An 804-nucleotide genomic window follows, 5' to 3' on the forward strand; every position below is an offset into this window, starting at 1 on the left:
TGCGTCTGCCTGTTCCGCCACCCCGGCATGTCATATTGAAAATTGGAGCGGAAGACGGGATTCGAACCCGCGACCCCAACCTTGGCAAGGTTGTATTCTACCACTGAACTACTTCCGCAAGACATGTTTGAGATATTTTATTAAAAGTGCGGGTGAAGGGAGTCGAACCCCCACGCCAAAGGCGCTAGATCCTAAGTCTAGTGCGTCTGCCAATTCCGCCACACCCGCATATTAATTAAAATGGTGAGCCATGAAGGACTCGAACCTTCGACCCTCTGATTAAAAGTCAGATGCTCTACCAACTGAGCTAATGGCTCTTACAATAAAAACTGGTGCCGACTAGAGGACTTGAACCCCCAACCTACTGATTACAAGTCAGTTGCTCTACCAATTGAGCTAAGTCGGCTAAATGGTGGAGGATGACGGGATCGAACCGCCGACCCCCTGCTTGTAAGGCAGGTGCTCTCCCAGCTGAGCTAATCCTCCGGATTGCCTGGCAACGTCCTACTCTCACAGGGACAAGGTCCCAACTACCATCGGCGCTAGAGAGCTTAACTTCCGTGTTCGGTATGGGAACGGGTGTGACCTCTCTGCCATCATTACCAGACTGTATTCATTTAAGACAAGAATCATTGTAACTCATTTAACTTTTAAAGTCAACAAGTTTTTTATATTCTTTCAAAACTAGATAACATTGCTACATATTATATGGTTAAGTCCTCGATCTATTAGTATTCGTCAGCTCCACATGTCACCATGCTTCCACCTCGAACCTATCAACCTGATCATCTTTCAGGGATCTTA

General features: G+C 46.8%; 5 tRNA genes and 2 rRNA genes. All 7 read right to left on the reverse strand.

From position 1 onward, the window contains the following. Window positions 1-43: 43 nt before the first annotated feature. Window positions 44-118: transfer RNA gene (locus AU379_RS20440), tRNA-Gly, on the reverse strand. A 29-nt stretch (window positions 119-147) separates the two neighbouring features. Continuing rightward, window positions 148-228, reverse strand: a tRNA-Leu gene (locus tag AU379_RS20445). A 13-nt stretch (window positions 229-241) separates the two neighbouring features. Next, window positions 242-317: transfer RNA gene (locus AU379_RS20450), tRNA-Lys, on the reverse strand. Window positions 318-330: 13 nt separating this feature from the next. Further along, window positions 331-406: transfer RNA gene (locus tag AU379_RS20455), tRNA-Thr, on the reverse strand. Window positions 407-410: 4 nt separating this feature from the next. Continuing rightward, a tRNA-Val gene (locus AU379_RS20460) sits at window positions 411-486 on the reverse strand. 5 nt (window positions 487-491) lie between these two features. Further along, a 5S ribosomal RNA gene (rrf, locus tag AU379_RS20465) occupies window positions 492-607 on the reverse strand. Between the two features lie 101 nt (window positions 608-708). Beyond that, a 23S ribosomal RNA gene (locus AU379_RS20470) occupies window positions 709-804 on the reverse strand; the annotation flags it as partial.

Origin of the sequence: Bacillus sp. JH7, assembly GCF_001563515.1 — a bacterium.
In the GTDB taxonomy this organism is placed as follows: domain Bacteria; phylum Bacillota; class Bacilli; order Bacillales; family Bacillaceae_G; genus Bacillus_A; species Bacillus_A cereus.